General features: G+C 29.8%; 11 protein-coding genes, 3 tRNA genes, 2 pseudogenes and 1 riboswitch. Of the genes and pseudogenes, 5 read left to right on the top strand and 11 right to left on the bottom strand.

Features of this window, described 5'->3' with window-relative positions:
• Window positions 1-23: 23 nt before the first annotated feature.
• The 5 genes and pseudogenes from purD to DJ007_RS01370 all read right to left on the bottom strand — a co-directional run bounded on the left by purD (window position 24) and on the right by DJ007_RS01370 (window position 4,314).
• Entirely contained in the window at window positions 24-1,265 is a 1,242-nt protein-coding gene (gene purD / locus DJ007_RS01350; RefSeq protein ID WP_129407992.1) for a phosphoribosylamine--glycine ligase, read from the bottom strand.
• Between the two features lie 12 nt (window positions 1,266-1,277).
• Window positions 1,278-2,771 (bottom strand): annotated as a pseudogene (gene purH / locus DJ007_RS19800) (bifunctional phosphoribosylaminoimidazolecarboxamide formyltransferase/IMP cyclohydrolase).
• Window positions 2,772-2,777: 6 nt separating this feature from the next.
• Window positions 2,778-3,350, bottom strand: coding sequence for a phosphoribosylglycinamide formyltransferase (purN, locus tag DJ007_RS01360; RefSeq protein WP_129407993.1), 573 nt, complete (start codon window positions 3,348-3,350; stop codon window positions 2,778-2,780).
• Between the two features lie 12 nt (window positions 3,351-3,362).
• Window positions 3,363-4,154, bottom strand: coding sequence for a phosphoribosylformylglycinamidine cyclo-ligase (gene purM / locus DJ007_RS01365; RefSeq protein ID WP_129407994.1), 792 nt, complete (start codon window positions 4,152-4,154; stop codon window positions 3,363-3,365).
• The gene (locus DJ007_RS01370) at window positions 4,126-4,314 is read right to left on the bottom strand and encodes a hypothetical protein (RefSeq protein WP_129407995.1); all 189 of its coding nucleotides are present in this window, start codon (window positions 4,312-4,314) and stop codon (window positions 4,126-4,128) included. The genes purM and DJ007_RS01370 overlap by 29 nt, the downstream gene beginning before the upstream one ends.
• Window positions 4,315-4,611: 297 nt before the next feature.
• Between DJ007_RS01370 and DJ007_RS01375 the strand changes: the two genes are divergently transcribed.
• A complete protein-coding gene (locus DJ007_RS01375; RefSeq protein WP_129407996.1) occupies window positions 4,612-5,760 on the top strand; it encodes an IS110 family RNA-guided transposase in 1,149 nt (382 codons plus the stop codon).
• 100 nt (window positions 5,761-5,860) lie between these two features.
• Here DJ007_RS01375 and purF read toward each other — a convergent pair whose 3' ends face one another.
• The 6 genes from purF to DJ007_RS01405 are packed head-to-tail and all read right to left on the bottom strand — an operon-like array spanning window position 5,861 to window position 11,401.
• On the bottom strand, window positions 5,861-7,231 hold the full coding sequence (gene purF / locus DJ007_RS01380) for an amidophosphoribosyltransferase (RefSeq protein WP_129407997.1): 1,371 nt from the start codon (window positions 7,229-7,231) through the stop codon (window positions 5,861-5,863).
• Between the two features lie 2 nt (window positions 7,232-7,233).
• Window positions 7,234-9,378 (bottom strand): phosphoribosylformylglycinamidine synthase subunit PurL, encoded by a 2,145-nt coding sequence (purL, locus tag DJ007_RS01385; RefSeq protein WP_129407998.1) that lies wholly within the window; start codon window positions 9,376-9,378, stop codon window positions 7,234-7,236.
• Complete coding sequence (gene purQ, locus DJ007_RS01390) at window positions 9,371-10,030, bottom strand: phosphoribosylformylglycinamidine synthase subunit PurQ (protein ID WP_129408247.1); 660 nt, start codon at window positions 10,028-10,030, stop codon at window positions 9,371-9,373. Before purQ ends, purL begins: the two co-directional genes overlap by 8 nt.
• The gene (purS, locus tag DJ007_RS01395) at window positions 10,030-10,290 is read right to left on the bottom strand and encodes a phosphoribosylformylglycinamidine synthase subunit PurS (RefSeq protein ID WP_129407999.1); all 261 of its coding nucleotides are present in this window, start codon (window positions 10,288-10,290) and stop codon (window positions 10,030-10,032) included. Before purS ends, purQ begins: the two co-directional genes overlap by 1 nt.
• Window positions 10,287-10,994: a phosphoribosylaminoimidazolesuccinocarboxamide synthase gene (gene purC / locus DJ007_RS01400; RefSeq protein ID WP_129408000.1), complete on the bottom strand. Its 708-nt coding sequence runs from the start codon at window positions 10,992-10,994 to the stop codon at window positions 10,287-10,289. The genes purS and purC overlap by 4 nt, the downstream gene beginning before the upstream one ends.
• A complete protein-coding gene (locus tag DJ007_RS01405; RefSeq protein ID WP_129408001.1) occupies window positions 10,994-11,401 on the bottom strand; it encodes a 5-(carboxyamino)imidazole ribonucleotide mutase in 408 nt (135 codons plus the stop codon). Before DJ007_RS01405 ends, purC begins: the two co-directional genes overlap by 1 nt.
• A gap of 77 nt (window positions 11,402-11,478) precedes the next feature.
• Window positions 11,479-11,580, bottom strand: a riboswitch (purine riboswitch).
• Window positions 11,581-11,773: 193 nt separating this feature from the next.
• Between DJ007_RS01405 and DJ007_RS01410 the strand changes: the two genes are divergently transcribed.
• From DJ007_RS01410 to DJ007_RS01425, 4 genes and pseudogenes are all read left to right on the top strand, one after another.
• Window positions 11,774-11,848 (top strand) — tRNA-Glu (locus tag DJ007_RS01410).
• A gap of 10 nt (window positions 11,849-11,858) precedes the next feature.
• Window positions 11,859-11,934, top strand: a tRNA-Val gene (locus tag DJ007_RS01415).
• Window positions 11,935-11,945: 11 nt separating this feature from the next.
• Window positions 11,946-12,021 (top strand) — tRNA-Phe (locus tag DJ007_RS01420).
• A 213-nt stretch (window positions 12,022-12,234) separates the two neighbouring features.
• A pseudogene (locus tag DJ007_RS01425) lies at window positions 12,235-13,808 on the top strand (bifunctional aspartate carbamoyltransferase catalytic subunit/aspartate carbamoyltransferase regulatory subunit).
• Window positions 13,809-13,812 lie beyond the last annotated feature (4 nt).

The following is a 13,812-nucleotide window of genomic DNA, read 5'->3' on the forward strand; positions in this document are numbered from 1 at the left end:
GAATTTTATTTAATTCTATTATATCATATTTTCCCGATATCTTTTCTGTAATATTTGTCTTTAAATTTTATTTTTTCAATTTCATTATAGGCTTTATTTCTTGCTTCTTCAAGTGTTTTGCCTGTCTCTACTATAGAAAGAACTCTACCTCCATTTGTTAATAATTTTCCATTCTCTAATTTTGTTCCTGCATGGAAAACAAGTGCATTTGTATCGAGCTTTATTTCATTGCCTTTTTCATATTTAACAGGATATCCTTTTGCTGCTAAAACCACACAACATGATTTTTTATCCTTCCATTTTATTTCTATTTCATCGAGTTTCCTTTCAGATAGAGCATAAAAGATTTCAAATAAATCCGTTTCTAATAACGGCAATATTGCCTGAGTTTCAGGATCACCAAACCTTACATTATATTCCAATAAATATGGTTCATTATTTTGTATCATTAAACCTATAAACAGTATCCCATTATAATTAAGCTGTTCTCTTTTTATTCCTAACATTGTAGGTTCAACAATTTTTTCTTTTATTTTTTTCATTAATTCATCATTTAACATAGGATGAGGCGAAACTGCTCCCATACCGCCAGTATTTAGTCCTTTTTCTCCTTCTAAAATCTTTTTATGGTCTTTTGCTGTTTGAAATATTTTATAATTCTCACCATCAATTAATACAAAAACTGACATTTCATAACCTTCTAAAAATTCTTCTATTATAACTTTTTTACCTGCTCCTGAAAATATATCATTATTCATAAAATCATTTAATGTATTTTCTGCATCTTGTAAATCTTTTGCTATAACTACTCCTTTACCTGCTGCTAATCCATCTGCTTTTATTACTGCAGGGAATTCTATGTTTTTTATATATTTTAATGCTTCTTCAAAATTATCAAAACTATTATATTTTGCTGTTTGAATACCATATTTTATAGCAAAATTCTTTGCATATACTTTGCTTCCTTCTAAAAGTGAAGCCTTTTTATCTGGACCTATTATTTTTAGATTATTTTTTTGAAATACATCAACTATACCCTCTACCAGATATTTTTCCAGACCGACTATGGTTAATTCTATATTCTCTTTTTTTGCAAATTCAACCATATCGTTTATATTGTTTAAATTTATATTTTCACATTTATTTTCAAGAGCTGTTCCTCCATTACCTGGAATGCAATAAATCTTTTCAATATTTGAATTATGGGATAATTTCCATGCAATAGCTTGTTCTCTTCCACCATTACCAATAACTGCAACCTTCATTTTTCCACCCCATTAATGTTTAAAGTGTCTCATATTTGTAAATACCATTGATATCCCCAATTCCTTTGCTGCTTTTATAGAATCTTCATCTCTTATAGAACCCCAGGTTGTATTATAGCCTTTATATTATATTCTCCTGCCTTTCTTACTACATCATCAAATGGGAAAAATGCATCTGATGCAAGGACAATACCGTCTTTTGCTCTATCAAGTGCATCAATAGCTGCCCATATTCTATTTGGTTGTCCTGAACCTATTCCTATTGCCATTTTTTCTTTAGAAACAACAATTGCGTTTGACTTTGCATGTTTAACGACTTTAAATGCAAAAATCAATTCTTCTATTAAATCTTTTTCTATTGAATCATCTGTTACTATCTTTAATGATTCAAATAATTTTGTATCTCTTTCCTGCACCAGTATACCACCATCTACCGATGTGTATTCAAATTTTTGAGATGGTTTTGTATTTGCTTTTAATATTCTTAAATTCTTTTTCTTTTTTAATATTTCAATAGCTTCTTCTTCAAATTCTGGAGCTATTATTACCTCCAAAAATATCTTTTTCATCTCTTTTGCAGTTTCAACGGTTATTTTATGATTAAAAGCCACTATGCCACCAAAAATAGAAATTGGATCACATTCATATGCTTTTTTATATGCCTCTAAATTATCTTTCCCAACGGCCACTCCACATGGTGTTTGATGTTTAACCGCACAACAAACATTTTCTTCAAACTCATTTACCACTTTCCACGCAACGTCTATATCCTTAAAATTATTATATGATAATTCTTTTCCATTTAATTGCTCAAAATCTGTGAAAAAGCCTTTTTCAATGGAATTTTCATAATATACCGCTTTTTGATGTGGATTTTCGCCATATCTTAATTCGCTTTTTTCTTAAGAGGTAATGTTAAATATTTTGAAAAATTTTCACCTAAAAGATTATTGAAATATGTAGAAATAAGGGAATCATAATATGCAGTAAGATTAAACGCTTTAGCAGCTAAATATTTTCTTATTTCATAATTTATATCTTTTATGTTTTCTATTATTAGATCTATATCTTCTGGGTCAGTGAGTATTATTGTGTTTTCAAAATTCTTAGCAGCTGCTCTTATGAGGGTGGGCCGCCTATATCAATAAATTCTATTAATTCTTTCGTGTTTAAATTTTCTTTTAATTTTTCTTCAAAGGGGTATAGGTTTACATATACAAAATCTATTTTCTCAATATTCAAATCTTTTAATGTTTTTATATCTTCTTCAATATCTCGAGCTAATATTCCACCATGTATTTTAGGGTGCAATGTCTTTACTCTTCCACCTAATATTTCCGGAAATTCTGTTATTTCCTCTACTTTTATCACATTAAAACCGTGTTTTCCCAGATATTTTGCTGTATTACCTGTAGAAATTATTTCATAATTATTCTCTATCAATATAGCTGCTAATTTTTCTATATTATCTTTATAATACGCGGATATAAGTGCTCTTTTCATCATTACCTCCTATGCTGTTATTGTTAATTTTCTCAACACTTTATCTATCACCTTAGGATATAATTTATGTTCTAATTTATGAATTTTTTCTTCTAATGTTTCTAATGTGTCCTCGGGTTCTATTTTAACAACTTCCTGAGTAATTATCTTTCCACCATCAAGTTCATTATTTACATAATGCACCGTAACACCTGTATATTTAACGCCATATTCAAATGCCTGTTTAATAGCGTTTAATCCTTTAAAAGCTGGTAATAATGATGGGTGTATATTTAATATCCTCCCGGAAAAATATTCAACAATATATTCTGGTAATATTTTCATATAGCCTGCTAAAGCTATTAAATCTGGTTCTTCCTTCTTTAAATATTCAAAAAGTTTTTTATTATAACTTTTCCTACTGTCAAAATGCTTATAATTTATCAATTCATAATCGATGTTTAATTTGATAGCTCTTTGCAATGCGTAAGCATCTCTGTTTTCACTTATTAATTTTATTTCATATTTATTTCTTAATTTTTTTACTATAGCTTCGAAATTAGAACCATTGCCTGATGCTAAAACTATCAATTTTTTTTTCATGTTATCGCCTTCCTAATAAGAAATTTTTACTTTTTTATCTCCATTTTCTATCCTTCCCAATTCGACAATTTCTTCTTCTGATAATAATTCTTTTACTTTTGATAAGTTTTCTTTATCTAAAATATAAATCATGCCAATTCCCATGTTAAATACTCTGAATGCTTCTTTTAATGAAACTCCTGCATTCAAAATTTTTTTAAATACATCATTAAATTCCCAGTTAACAATTATTTCTACACTTAACCCATCTGGTATTACTCTTGAAAGATTTTCTTCTATTCCGCCACCGGTGATATGTGCTGCTGCATGAATATACTCTTTTATTTTCAATGTTTGATTAATCATTAATTTTGTAGGAGCAATTAATTCTTCAAAAAAACTGATTTTTCCTTCATCCAATAATTTTCTAATCAATGAATATCCATTTGAATGTATTCCATTTGATCTTAATCCTATTAATATATCTCCTTCTTTGACTTTATTTTTTCCTAAAATTTCACCTTTTTCCACTATTCCAACACCAAATCCCGCTACATCCACTCTATTATTAACTAATAACCCTGGTAATTCCGCAGTTTCACCTCCTATTAATTCACAATTAACCTTTTCTAAGGTATTTATCAGGTAATTTAAGAAATCTGCTCCATCTTTACTATTTAATCTTCCTGTGGCGTAATAATCTAAAAAAAACAATGGTTTTGCTCCGACACAAACCAGATCATTTAAAACCATACCAACTAAGTCCCTGGCTACAATATCCCATCTTTTTCTTTTTCTAAAAGAACCATTTTTGTTCCAACCCATCTGTGGAAGCAACTAAAAGTGGGTTGTTATAGTTTTTGATAATATCTTTTAAAGGAAAAACTCCTGCATACATATCAGCATTATCTTTTAATTTATCCTTTATACGAGAAATCATTTTGTTAGCTTCATCAATATTAACTCCACTTGTTTTATAATCCATACTTTCACCTCGTATAATAAGTATATATTAAAATAATAATTTATATTTATATTATGTTAGTATTATGCTCTTTGAAAAGTTAATAGTATTTATTATTTTAATATTTTTATTATTTTGTTTATTCATTTTTGATTTAGTTTTTTCTCTGGTAAAATAGTTTTAGGTTATTCACCTTGAGCTTTTTGCTCTTAAATGAGATTTCTAAACTAGAGTACAGTTTTTTACTTGCCGGAAAATGTCCGCCTCGATTTATATCTTGCGAGGGTGTAATACTGTACTCAACTGGAGGTGCTTTTTATGCCTACTTTAGCTATTGATGTTTCTAAGAGCTCTCTTTCTTTTTATTCCGATTTTATTGGTTCCGGTGTTGTTGAAAATTCACCTCAAGGCATTTTTGATTTGTTTAATAGGGCTTCTTCTGTTTCTAATGATTTTATCCTTGTTCTTGAATCAACAGGCATTTATTCTTTTGATATTGCTGATTTTTTCTTTAATCATTCTATTTCTGTTTTCTGGGTTAAAACTGATAATATGAAGGTCTATCGTAAGATTCTTAATCGTCAAAAAACTGATTCTATTGACGCTAAACTAATTTTTGATATCGCTTCTAAATTTCCAGAATCTTTAGTTCCTTTTATTGATAATTCTAATATTATTAGTGACCTTCGTAATCTCACTAGATTATATTTGAAATTCAATGAAGATATTGCTCGTTTGAAACTACGTTTATATTCTTATGTCGCTCTTTATTTCCCTGACCTCGATTTTAAATTAAATAAGACTTTTGAATCTTTGCTCATGGATTTTACTGTTGAAGAAATTGCTTCTATGCCTGTTGATGATTTGTTTGAATATATTGCAAAAGTTTCCAGACATAGAGTTTCTGCTAAACATTTAGCTGAAAAATTACATTCTCTTGCTAAAAATGCCTTGAGGTTAAGACCTAATTATTCTAATACTCTTAGACTTTCTATTGTTTCTACTATTGAACTAATACAACACTATGAGAAGCAAATTAATCTTATTAAATCTGAAATTTCTAAATTACTTAAAAGAATTCCTAATACTTTAGTTACTGTTAAAGGTATTGGTGATATTACCGCTGCTGGTATCATTGCTGAAATTGGTAATATTAATCGTTTTAAAAATGCTTCTGCTTTAGCTTCTTATGCTGGTTTAGTCTGGTACGTTAATCAAAGCGGTAATTTCAAAGCTGAAAATACTAGATTAACTAAAAAGGGTAATAAATATTTAAGAACTTATCTTGTTATGGCTGCTAATTTTCTTAAAACTCATAATCCTGTTTTTAAAGAATTTTATCGTAAAAAGTATTCTCAATCTCATTCTCATCATCATATGAGAGCTCTTATTTTAACTGCTAGAAAATTGGTTAATCTTGTTTTTTATTTACTTAAAAATAATACTCCTTATGTTATTATGAAATAATAACTTTTTCATCTATATCTTTTTTCGTTCAATTTTAATATTTATTCTTATATAGTCATTCTTATGACTAATTATTTTTGTTTTTCTCTTTTTTATTCATTTAACTGTTTACCGGAAATCTCACAAAACAATGAAAACAATAATTTTTAAACTCTTCTTTTAATATATCCTTTATACCTTCCAATGAAATATATCCAACCGAATCTGCATTAAACTCCTTTTTTAACTCTTCTATAGTCATATTTGCTGCAATTAACTCTTTGGTGCTTGGCATGTCCACACCCCAATGACATGTATTAAGTACCTTAGGACTTGCAATTCTTACATGCACCTCTTTAGCTCCCGCATTCTTTAACATGTTCACTATCTTCTTCATCGTTGTTCCTCTTACAATAGAATCATCTACAAGAACAACCTTTTTATCCTTTATTACCTGTGAAATAGGTGGTAACTTTCTTCTTACTCCGATTTCTCTATCTCTTTGATTTGGGTTAATAAAGGTTCTTCCCACATATCTGTTTCTCATTAATCCCATTTCAATGGGAATCTTAATTTCTTTTGAATACCCCAATGCTGCAGAAAAACCACTATCAAGAACGGGAACAACTATATCCGCTTCAACCGGATTTTCTTTTGCACATAATTTTCCAAGTTCTTCTCTCATGAGATGAACATTTTTTCCAAACACATTTGAATCTGGTCTTGCAAAATATATATGTTCAAAAAAACAATATCTTTTTTCAGAACTTTCAATGTTAAATTTCTTTATTCCATTCTCTGAAAATTCTATAGCTTCTCCTGGAGATACTTCATAAATCTTATCCAGATCAGGGTTTAGAAAATTAAACCCACTATCTTCAGAAGATATATGGTATCCATTTTCCGAAATATAGTAATACAATGGTCTATAGCCATTTTTATCCCTTAATGCTATAATTCTATTGTTAAATAGTAAAAGCAAGGAATATGATGGTGCCACTTCATCAAATATTGTATTTGCAATATCTTCAAGCGTCCAGTCATTTATATTTTTGTGTAATTTTTTGATTAAAATATGCAGTATTAATTCTGTATCGCTTTCAGTTAAAAATATTGTTCCTCTTTCTTCAAGCATGGATCTTAAATCTTCTGCATTTTCTATTTGGCCATTATGGGCAATAGCAAAGTGTTCATTTTTAAATCTCACATGAAATGGTTGTGAATTTTGAATTTCCGATCTTCCCTTTGTTGAATATCTAACGTGACCTATGGCTAAAGGACTGTTTAATTTTTTCATTATTCCATTATTAAAAACATCTACAACCATTCCCATTTTTTTATACACCTTTATTTCATCACCAGAAATATATGCCACACCTGCTGATTCCTGACCACGATGCTGTAATGCAATTAAACCTTCAACAACATAGGGAATAGCGTTTTCTTCATTTTTTAAATAAGCTCCATATATTCCGCATTCTTCCATTAACATTTTTATTCCTCCATATACTTTTGAATGGAATTAAAATAAATATCCTTTAATTCATCAAAATCGAATTTATCAAATCCTAAATCGAACCCATAGTCATCAGGCATTACTTCACCTATATTCTTAAATGCTATATTTTTACTCTTTAAAATATCTTCCAAAACTTTTGTTTTTTCTGCAGGCACTGTTAAGATAAATCTTGATTGATTTTCACCAAATAATTCCTCTAAACTATTTCCTAAATTTCCTTTAAATCCCTTTCCTCCATTTAAAGCTGATTCTAAAACTGCAACTGTTAATCCTCCTTTAAATACATCATGAACGGAATTCACCACTTCATTTTCAATTAAATCCCATATTGCTTCATATAATTTTAATTCTAATTCTGGATCAACTTTATCAATTTCTCCACCAATAAAATTACTTAAAATTCTTTGATATATACTTCCACCAATTTTCTTTTTATTTAATTCTACTTTTCCAATTAAATATACTTTATCCGTTACATTTTTAAAGGTCATATCCATCATTTTGTCTATCGCTATTTCACCAACCATTCCAATTACTGGTGTCGGTAATATTGCCATATTTTCTGATTCATTGTAGAAACTAACATTACCGCCTGTAACAGGAATATTCAGGTTTTTACACGCTTCGGATAGTCCTTCGATACTCTTCTCGAATTGCCACATCACCATATCATCTTCAGGATTACCAAAATTCATATTATCCGTAATCCCTAATGGTTTTGCGCCTACTGAAACTAAATTCCTTGCTGCTTCAAACACGATGTTTTTACTACCTTCATATGGATCTATATAAGAATATAATCCGTTTCCGTCAATAGTTATAGCAATACCTTTATTGGTATCTTTTATCCATACCACAGAAGCATCAGCTTTACCGGGTGTGATTAAAGTATTTGTTCCCACCTTATAATCATATTGTTCAAAAATCCATGATTTATTCACAATATTGATATTACTTATAATTTTATAAAATGCTGTTTTTAGATCTATATCTAATTCAAACTTTTTATTTTTTATTTCTTTAATATATAAAGGTTCTTCAGTAGGTCTATACATAGAAGGTGCATCTACAAGGGAAGATATTGGCATTTCAGAAAGCACTTTTCCTTCTTTTAATATTCTTATATTTTCTCCTTCTATTGTTTTTCCTATAACTGCATAATCTAAGAAATATTTTTTAGCTATCTTTTCAATTTCCTTCTCTTCACCTGGTTCTACAAGAAACAACATTCTTTCCTGGGATTCTGATAATAGTATTTCCCATGGTTTCATATTTTCTTCTCTTAATGGAACCTTATCCATATATAATTCACAACCAAGATTGCCTTTAAATGACATTTCAGAAGATGAACTCAAAATCCCTGCAGCTCCCATATCCTGACAGGCTAAAACGCCTTTTAATTTCAATATTTCCAATGTTGCTTCAATAAGATTTTTTTCAGAAAAAGGATCACCAACCTGAACTGATGGTCTATCATCCTTTCCCGATAATTCCTTTGAAGCAAAAGATGCTCCATGAATCCCATCTCTTCCAGTTTTTGAACCTACATAAACATATAATTTTTCCGCATTATTCGCTTTTGATGAAGCTAATTCATCTTTTTTTGCAAGTCCAACACACATAACATTAACAAGAGGATTAGTATTATAACTTTCATCAAAATATGTTTCACCTGCAACTGTAGGGACACCTATGGAATTACCATAACCGCTAATTCCAGATACAACTCCCTCAAAAATATTTTTCGATTTAATATTTATGCCAAATCTCAAAGAGTCCAGAAGAGCTACAGGTCTTGCACCCATTGCAAGAACATCTCTAACAATACCTCCTATACCTGTTGCAGCACCCTGATATGGTTCTACAGCACTTGGATGATTATGACTTTCAACTTTAAAAACCACTGCATAATCATCTATCATTACATATCCTGCATTTTCATTTTCTATATTTTTAGGTAATTTTTTGAGTAATTCTTTAGAATGTTTGTACCCACAATGTTCTGACCATTGTGCAGAATACATATATACTTCTAATTCATTTGGTTCTCTATTTAAATCTTTTTTTATTTTTTCATATTCAAAATCTTTTAATCCTAATTCCAGATATAAATTATTCATTTTCTAAAGACCTCCTGATTGACATCAAAATATGCAACCCATCTCCATTTCCTAATGTTTTTACAGAATTTCTTTCAGGATGTGGCATCATTCCTAAAACATTAAATTTCTCGTTGTATATCCCTGCTATGTTTCCTATAGAACCATTAGGATTATTTAAATATTCAAAAGCTATTAAATTCCTTTCTTTTAAATAATCATAATTTTCAATATAGTAATTTCCCTCTGCATGAGCAATAGGAATTGTCAATACTTCTTTCTTAATATATTTTGAAAAAGGTGTTTTTTTATTAATAACTTTCACATCTACATCTCTACATATAAACTTTAAAGATTTATTTTTCGTTAAAGCACCTTTCAATAATTCTGCTTCAGTTAATATTTGGAAACCATTACAAATCCCTAATACTAATCCTCTATCTTCTTCTACATATTTCTCCACTTCTTTCATTATTGGAGAAAATTTAGCTAATGCACCTGCTCTTAAATAATCACCATATGAAAATCCACCTGGTATAAATAATAATTCATATTTTTTTACATTTTCAAAATCATGCCAGATATATTCAACATTAAATCCAGCCATTTTTAAAGCGAATTCTGCATCTCTATCACAATTAGTTCCCGGAAAAACTATAATTCCTGCTTTTATCATGCTTCTATCTCCTTTAATAATTTCAATTCATAATTTTCCAAAACAGGATTTATTAAAGAATTATAGGTTATTTCATTAGCTAATTTTTCAGCTTCTACATTATCTTTTGCTTGAATTTCAAAGGTTATCAATTTTCCGAATCTAACATTATCTATTGGATATTTCATTCTCTTTAATACTTTTTGTGTGGCTAATCCTTGTGGATCCAATATTCCATTTTTTAATGTAATCAATGCTTCAAAAATATATTTTTTCATATATTTATCCTCCTTACAAATTCTGAATATTTATCTATAAGATCTCCTTTATCTTCTCTATATACATCTTTATCTAATGATTCCATAGTATCTTTATCCCAAAATCTACATGTGTCAGGAGAAATTTCATCTGCTAAATATACCTTATTATTTGAAATTCCAAATTCCAGTTTATAATCCACAAGAATAATATTCTTTTCTTCCAGAAAATTTGAAAGAATATTGTTTATTTTTAATGCATAATATTCCAATTTATTCAAAACATTTTCTTTTACAAGTCTTAAGGATAAAACAACATTTCTACAAATCATCGGATCACCTAAATCATCATTTTTCAATGAATATTCAACTATTGGTTTTTCCAACTTAATTCCTTTTTCAATTCCATATCTTTTGCAAAAACTACCTGCTGTGTAATTTCTAACTATAACTTCAAGAGGAATTATTTCCACTTTTTTAGCAAGAAAAGAATTTTCATCTATATCAGATATCATATGAGTTGGAATTCCTTTTTCTTCAAGCATTTTAAAGAAAAAAATAGTAACTTTTTTGTTTATCTTTCCTTTGCCTATAATAGAATCCTTTTTTTCTCCATTAAACGCAGTTACATCATCTTTGAAATATATAATAACCTCATCTAAAGAACTTTCGTAGATTTTTTTAGCTTTTCCTTCATATAATAATTTCATTTCTCCGTTTTTCATTATTTTCCCTCCACATCTAATATTCTTTTTGCAAAATATGCTGCATTTTTCATTCCATGATTCCCTATTCCCATAGTTCCAACTGGAACACCTTTTGGCATTTGAACAATAGAAAGAAGTGCATCAATTCCATTAAGAGGTCCAACATCACGAGGCACACCAATTACAGGAAGAGAGGTTAATGAGGCAACAACACCTGGGAGGGCAGCAGCAAGACCAGCAACAGCGATTACAACTTTAAATTCAGAAGAAAGATTTTTCATATATTCCGTTAACTCAAGAAGATTTCTATGAGCACTGAATATTTTGAATTCATACTCCACGCTCCATTCATCAAACAGAGTTAAAGCTTGTTTAACAAATTCCCTATCAGATTCGCTACCTGCAATGATAAGCACTTTTGACATACTTTACCTCCTTATCTTTATCTAAAAAAACAAAAAACGCCTCTCAGGAAGAGAGGCGTGATTTCAGGTAATATAATAACCCACACCCCTCTTCCTGTAGTCAGACAGTTTACGGCTGTCTGGTAGAGACTCCCAGGCCATATTCCTGGGATTATACAGGAAGAGGATACTACAACTATTCAATTTTCAAATTCACTTATTTACACCGCGATTTTATCAAAAAAAATATTAAAACAAAATAAAAGTAATTTTAAGTTAGTGTGAAGTCAGTGTTTTTAAGAATTTACAAAAACTCAATATTATTTTTCTTGACTTTTAATGATTTTTCTGATATTATATATCTCGGTTGCGAAGGGAAATGTAACCGGATATGCCCCATCGTCTAGCGGCCTAGGACATTGGCCTTTCACGCCAAAGGCACGGGTTCAAATCCCGTTGGGGGCGCCAGAAAACGAGTGGGTGCTTAGCTCAGCTGGGAGAGCGTCTGCCTTACAAGCAGAAGGTCGTAGGTTCGATCCCTGCAGCACCCACCATTTTATTAGATGGCCAGGTAGCTCAGTTGGTAGAGCACTGGACTGAAAATCCAGGTGTCGACAGTTCGATTCTGTCCCTGGCCACCACAAAAACTCCCCAACTTTTGGGGAGTTTTTTGTTTTATACACTAATTTCAAAATCTCAAATAGTTCTATATAAACTATTACATCAAAGTATTGAATACAATATATTGTGTCGTTAAAATCATCGTTACATTTTGTTAATTGATTTTGTTTGTTTTTTTGTGTATTATTCTCTCTCGAGAATAAATTTTCTTGGGAGGTGTTAAAATGGAAACAGTGAGAAATGATTTTTTAGGTAGATCACTCACCGTTATTAACGATTTAAATGTCGATGAACAGCTATTTTTGTATAGGCAAACTCATCGTTTAAAGCAAAAATGGTTAAATAAAGAAGATTTATCTGAATTCATGATTAATAAAAATGTTGGCATTTATATTGTTTTTATTGAACCAAGTACCCGTACAAAAGAATCCTTCATCAATGCTGCTAAATTCCACAGAAATGCTAAAGTTACTATCTTTGATTCAAGTCATTCTTCATTTAATAAAAAAGAAAGTTACGTTGATACATTTAATATGCTTACCGGCTATAGCGACTATTCTATTTTCGTTTTAAGAACAAAACTTGAAGGTACTACTAAATTACTTTCCGAATCTGTTTCAAAGTTTGCTATTAGAAATAACCTTCCAATTCCCTCTTTTATAAACGCTGGCGACGGTAAACATGAACATCCTACTCAAGAACTTCTCGATGAATTTACTTTCCTTGAAAAAATAATTTTGATAATTCTTTTATTCATATAGCTCTTGTTGGTGATTTATTACACGGAAGAACTGTTCACTCAAAGGTTAATGGTTTAAAAATCTTTAAAAATGTTATGGTTGATTTGATTGCTCCTGAAGAAATTTCAATGCCTTCACATTATATTGAAAAAATGAGAAAAAATGGATTTGAAGTTAGAATTTTCGATACAATTGATAACTATTTAAAACAAAAAGATATTGCAAAAATTTGGTATTTCACAAGATTACAACTCGAAAGAATGGGTGAAGATATTTTAGAAAAAGAGTTTATCTTAAGAAAAGCTGTAACCTTCAAAAAAGAATTCCTTTCCTTACTTCCTCAAAACGTTAAGTTCTATCATCCTCTTCCAAGACATAAAGTATACCCTACTATTCCTACCTTCTTAGACGAATTGCCTTTAAATGGATGGGAAAAACAAGCAATTAATGGTTATTGGACAAGAATTATATTACTATCAATGTTTGGTGGTGCTTTAAAAGCAGACTTTGATTTAAAACCACAAAAAGATGTAACAGATGAAGAGTTTATAATAAACGCTCCTATTATCAACGGAACAAAAGGTATTCAGAAAGAAGGAAAAAGAGGAATTAAACCTATAACAAACGGAACGGTTATTGACCATATTGCTAAAGGTAAAACTTCAGATGAAATCTACTCCACCATTATGAAAATTAGAAAAATAATGAAATTATATGATGTTGATAGCGCAGATGGAATATTTAAATCTGAAGATGGAAATTTAAAGGGATACATCAGTTTGCCAGATAGATATCTCTCAAGAAAGGAAATTAAAAAATTATCGGCAATTTCACCAAATGTAACTGTAAATATTATAAAAAATGCACGAGTTACAGAAAAATATAGAATAAAACTTCCACCAAAGGTTTATGGTTTTGAAGAATTACAATGTAAAAATGAAAATTGTATAACAAACCCAATACATGGTGAAAATGTAAAAGGCTCTTTTGTAAAAGATGAAAATGGCAAGTTGGTGTGCGAATATTGTGAAACACCACATAATTATGACGAAATCTGGAATATTTAGGTGA

This window comes from Marinitoga lauensis (genome assembly GCF_004135675.1).
In the GTDB taxonomy this organism is placed as follows: domain Bacteria; phylum Thermotogota; class Thermotogae; order Petrotogales; family Petrotogaceae; genus Marinitoga; species Marinitoga lauensis.

What these genes read in the sequence shown, in the direction of transcription:
- purC (WP_129408000.1), bottom strand. Translation starts at nt 10,994, where the DNA reads ATGAAAAACGGAGAAATGAAATTATTATATGAAGGAAAAGCTAAAAAA.
- purL (WP_129407998.1), bottom strand. Translation starts at nt 9,378, where the DNA reads ATGAATAATTTATATCTGGAATTAGGATTAAAAGATTTTGAATATGAA.
- purM (WP_129407994.1), bottom strand. Translation starts at nt 4,154, where the DNA reads ATGGGTTGGAACAAAAATGGTTCTTTTAGAAAAAGAAAAAGATGGGAT.
- DJ007_RS01370 (WP_129407995.1), bottom strand. Translation starts at nt 4,314, where the DNA reads ATGGATTATAAAACAAGTGGAGTTAATATTGATGAAGCTAACAAAATG.
- DJ007_RS01375 (WP_129407996.1), top strand. Translation starts at nt 4,612, where the DNA reads ATGCCTACTTTAGCTATTGATGTTTCTAAGAGCTCTCTTTCTTTTTAT.
- purS (WP_129407999.1), bottom strand. Translation starts at nt 10,290, where the DNA reads ATGAAAAAATATATTTTTGAAGCATTGATTACATTAAAAAATGGAATA.
- DJ007_RS01405 (WP_129408001.1), bottom strand. Translation starts at nt 11,401, where the DNA reads ATGTCAAAAGTGCTTATCATTGCAGGTAGCGAATCTGATAGGGAATTT.
- purF (WP_129407997.1), bottom strand. Translation starts at nt 7,231, where the DNA reads ATGTTAATGGAAGAATGCGGAATATATGGAGCTTATTTAAAAAATGAA.
- purN (WP_129407993.1), bottom strand. Translation starts at nt 3,350, where the DNA reads ATGAAAAAAAAATTGATAGTTTTAGCATCAGGCAATGGTTCTAATTTC.
- purD (WP_129407992.1), bottom strand. Translation starts at nt 1,265, where the DNA reads ATGAAGGTTGCAGTTATTGGTAATGGTGGAAGAGAACAAGCTATTGCA.